This is a genomic window from Komagataeibacter oboediens (assembly GCF_003207815.1).
GTDB lineage: Bacteria > Pseudomonadota > Alphaproteobacteria > Acetobacterales > Acetobacteraceae > Komagataeibacter > Komagataeibacter oboediens.
This window is the reverse complement of record NZ_NKTX01000126.1, coordinates 1-3,724: the sequence shown is the minus strand read 5'-3', so window position 1 is coordinate 3,724 and position 3,724 is coordinate 1. Positions and strand designations below refer to the sequence as shown.

The 3,724-nt window shown below is 55.6% G+C and carries 5 protein-coding genes; 1 reads left to right on the top strand and 4 read right to left on the bottom strand.

All coding sequences use genetic code 11. The annotated features are described in order from the left end of the window. The first annotated feature begins 103 nt into the window (after positions 1 to 103). Entirely contained in the window at positions 104 to 838 is a 735-nt protein-coding gene (locus CFR80_RS17245) for an MDR family oxidoreductase (RefSeq protein ID WP_309146444.1), read from the top strand. A 31-nt stretch (positions 839 to 869) separates the two neighbouring features. Here CFR80_RS17245 and CFR80_RS17240 read toward each other — a convergent pair whose 3' ends face one another. The 4 genes from CFR80_RS17240 to CFR80_RS17230 all read right to left on the bottom strand — a co-directional run bounded on the left by CFR80_RS17240 (position 870) and on the right by CFR80_RS17230 (position 3,426). Beyond that, a complete protein-coding gene (locus tag CFR80_RS17240) occupies positions 870 to 1,175 on the bottom strand; it encodes an ArsR/SmtB family transcription factor (RefSeq protein WP_010512214.1) in 306 nt (101 codons plus the stop codon). Between the two features lie 118 nt (positions 1,176 to 1,293). Then, a complete protein-coding gene (locus CFR80_RS17235) occupies positions 1,294 to 2,418 on the bottom strand; it encodes an alkene reductase (protein WP_010512213.1) in 1,125 nt (374 codons plus the stop codon). Positions 2,419 to 2,486: 68 nt separating this feature from the next. Further along, positions 2,487 to 2,624, bottom strand: a complete 138-nt coding sequence (locus tag CFR80_RS19540) for a hypothetical protein (protein ID WP_010512211.1) — start codon at positions 2,622 to 2,624, stop codon at positions 2,487 to 2,489. A 106-nt stretch (positions 2,625 to 2,730) separates the two neighbouring features. Continuing rightward, positions 2,731 to 3,426, bottom strand: a complete 696-nt coding sequence (locus CFR80_RS17230; protein WP_010512209.1) for an O-methyltransferase — start codon at positions 3,424 to 3,426, stop codon at positions 2,731 to 2,733. Positions 3,427 to 3,724: the final 298 nt, after the last annotated feature.

Sequence of the window (3,724 nt, the reverse complement as noted above, 5' to 3'; positions counted from 1 at the left end):
TCCTGCGAGCAGCGATGCATTCCACCGAGAAAACAAGATTTAGAGAAACGCAGAGAGATAACAAATGTGATCCATTGCATCGAACCGGCCGTCCACATAAGTCATCCTGAACGGCTGGGGAACGGGTGAAACACATCTCGGTTCTTATGCCGAGAAAAGCCGTGTCAAAGGGGATTGGCTCGTACCCTTGCCTGCCGGGCTGACGCCAGCCGAGGCTATGGCGATCGGCACTGCGGGCTACACTGCAATGCTCAGCGTTCTGGCGCTGGAAAAGCATGGATTGCAGCCATCTGATGGGCCGGTAATCGTCACAGGTGCTGCTGGCGGCGTGGGTTCAGTCGCGATTGCCCTGTTGGCGAAGGCTGGCTGGCACGTCATCGCTTCGACCGGGCGGGCAGAGGAAGCAGATTATCTCAGGAGCCTCGGAGCGGCCGAAATCATTGATCGTAACGAACTTTCCGGCCCCATGCGTCCGCTCGGCAAGGAACGGTGGATCGCGGGCATCGATGCTGTGGGCTCACATACGCTCGCTAATGTGCTGTCGATGACCCGATACGGCGGTGCAGTTACGGCTTGTGGCTTGGCGCAGGGAATGGACCTGCCTGCATCGGTAGCACCGTTCATCCTGCGCGGCGTCTCGCTGCTTGGTATTGATTCGGTAATGTGTCCGAAGCCGCGTCGCCTTGAAGCCTGGGCGCGTCTTGCAACGGATCTCGATCGCGAGAAATTAGGCGAGATCACCGCGACGATCCATCTTGAGGACGTCATCACAGTCGGCCAAGATATCATTGCCGGAAAAGTGCGGGGCCGACTGGTTGTCGAGATTCAGAAAAGTTGAAAGGAGATGGAGCGGCGATTGCGATCGCCGCTCAAATCAGATCCTGCAACTGTTTCAGGAATTCCGCGATGTTCGCCTCATCGCGCTTGTAATAGGTCCAGGGGCCTATGCGCTGCGACGTGACGAGCTTGGCGCGTTGTAGTGCTGTCAGATACAGCGAAATGGTCGACTGAGACAGGCCGGCCCGCTCCTGTATGATGCTCACGCAGACACCTACCTGCTCAGGATCGACTTCCTGTTCAGGGTAATTCTTGCGAGGGTCCTTGAGCTTCGCCAAGATTGCCAGCCGGGCGGGGTTGTCCAAGGCCTTCAGTGCGTCGTTGATATCGATGCTCATGATCCTCCATATAGCGAGAAATGCCAATATAGCAATATCTCGTTTTCTTTGGGATGGACCTAATTACGCTGGAAGTGTCAGAAGCCGTGTCCAGATGTCTGGACACGGCCTGAAATCCCTAACGCTGATAGGTGGGATAGTCAGTATATCCTTTGTCGGTGCCGCCATACATGGTCGTAGGATCTACTGGATTGAGCGGCCAACCATGAGCGATGCGTTCCGGCAAATCGGGGTTTGCGATGAAGGGACGCCCGAAGGCAATCAGATCGCCCCAGCCTGCCTTGACCACGCGCACGCCACGCTCGGGAGTGTACCTGCCAGCATAGAGAACCCGGCCGCTGAAGTTTTTCCGTACGTCCGCACGGAAGGATTCAGGCAGTTCCGGCGCGTTATCCCAATCCGCCTCGGCAATCGAGACGTAAGCGACCCCAACTTTTTCGAGAACCTTTATGGCCTCAATGTAGGTCGTGTGGGGGTCTTCCTCGACAAGACCAAGATAGACGCGGTCCTCGTTGGTGGAAGCGAACAGGGGAGAAAAGCGGACTCCCATTCGCTCTTTACCGACGACATCGGCAACCGCCTGCGTCACTTCGGCCAGGAATCTCAGTCGGTTTTCCAGTGAGCCGCCATATTCATCCTCGCGCTGGTTGGTGTGGGTAGAGATGAACTGGTTTATCAGATAGCCGTTGGCGCTGTGGATCTCCACGCCGTCAAAGCCCGCATCAAGAGCATTGCGCGCTGCTTTGGCATAGAGCTGGACGAGTTCCTTGACCTCTGCGGTGGTCAGGGCGCGTGGTGCGGACGGTAGTGTGAGAGCACCCTGGCCCGGGCCGGTTTCAACGAACACTTTGACATTTTCGGCCGGGATCGCCGATGGCGCGACCGGAGCGGCTCCACCAGGCTGGAGGGAGGTGTGAGATACGCGCCCCACATGCCATAATTGCAAGAAGATGGTTCCTCCCTCGGCGTGAACGGCATCGGTGATCTTGCGCCAGCCCTCTACCTGTTCGGGACTGTAGATGCCGGGTGTCCACGCATATCCCTGTCCGCGCGGTTCGATCTGTGTCCCCTCGGTCACCATGAGCCCTGCACTGGAGCGTTGGCGGTAGTAGGTCGCCATCAGATCATTGGGGATGTTTCCCGGCTGGGAGCTGCGAGAACGTGTGAGCGGGGGGAGAACGATCCGATTTCTGAGGGTATACGGACCCAGGGTCAGACTGTCGAAGAGAACCGAGTTTTGCATTTTGCGAATCCTAGATATTGGGAAACATCGATATATGAGAGCGTGAAAGGCCTCATATCCACTCGGGATCAGAACAGTCCGGCAGAAGCCTCGTTGAGCCGGCTGCGGGCATCAAGCGCTAATTTTTGGGTTTTGCGTTCAATGCCTGACCTTTTGTAACCACCGAGGCGCTCGGCGTCGGTATCGAGCTGATTGGCAAACTTCACCGGGCGTCTCCTTCTGTGGGTGAGTGACACTGCCAAACATAACTACACATCGATATATGTCAATACCTAGGTTTTAAGATTTAATCTGGCTACTCTCCGTGTGCCATCACCCGACCCTGACAGCGAACCCGTTGCCTCGGCCTTCGTCCAGCGGCAGCGTCTGGGACAAATATCCATTCGCCGGGTTGTTCAGGTAAGCGATGTAGTCTGGATCAAACGCATTTTCGCCGAAGATCGCTGCGCCGGGTGCCAGCCGGGGTTCGATCAGTTTCAGAACTGGCAGATAGAGCGAGAACGCACCGTCGAGTAGAAGAAGATCAACCGGTCCATCAATATCGCGGAGCGTTTCAAGCGCATCGCCTTCACGAATATCCACCAGATCAGCTAAGCCTGCTGCATCAAGATTTGCCCGCGCCTGTGCCACCTTGGTGCGTTCCATTTCGCTACCGATCAACTGCCCGCCACCATTATCACGAAGGGCCGTGGCCAGATAAATGGTCGAGATTCCCATCGACGTGCCGAATTCTACGACCCGACGGGCTTTGCAGGCTCGTGTCATCATGTAGAGAAACTGACCGTAGCGCGGCGAGACGGCGAGAAAATTGTCGGCATAGTCATGATAGACGCTCCGATAGTCGGCTCTTTCTTGGGCAAGTAGTTCTGCCATCACCTGTTCAGCCGATGTTTCCGGTGCGTTAAAGCGCGCCATCATGGTTTCCATGAGTTCGCGGTCGGACGTTTCTGCATTCCTGTGCAGCGTTTCCAGGAGGGTAATGACTGGGCTGGTGGTCAATGTGTTCACGGGGCGTCCTTTCGCAGATGTCAGGATCTTGAAAATTTTGATTGATTGTCTGCTCAGGAATAGCCCTGCATGGATATGGCGTCATTCAGATATCAGGTCAGATTATTATTCAATCTTGCCAAACTGATCCTTGCCGTCAAAAATACGTCTATGCCCATGCTGAACGAATTGTCGAAGACGGAAGACTGGATCGAACCGGATGACTGTTGATTTTCACTGAGAACTGATGGTGTGGACGGCTCCCTGTGGTCCTGAGAGGATGCTGAGGAGTTGAATGTCAGTGAAGGAAACCATCATG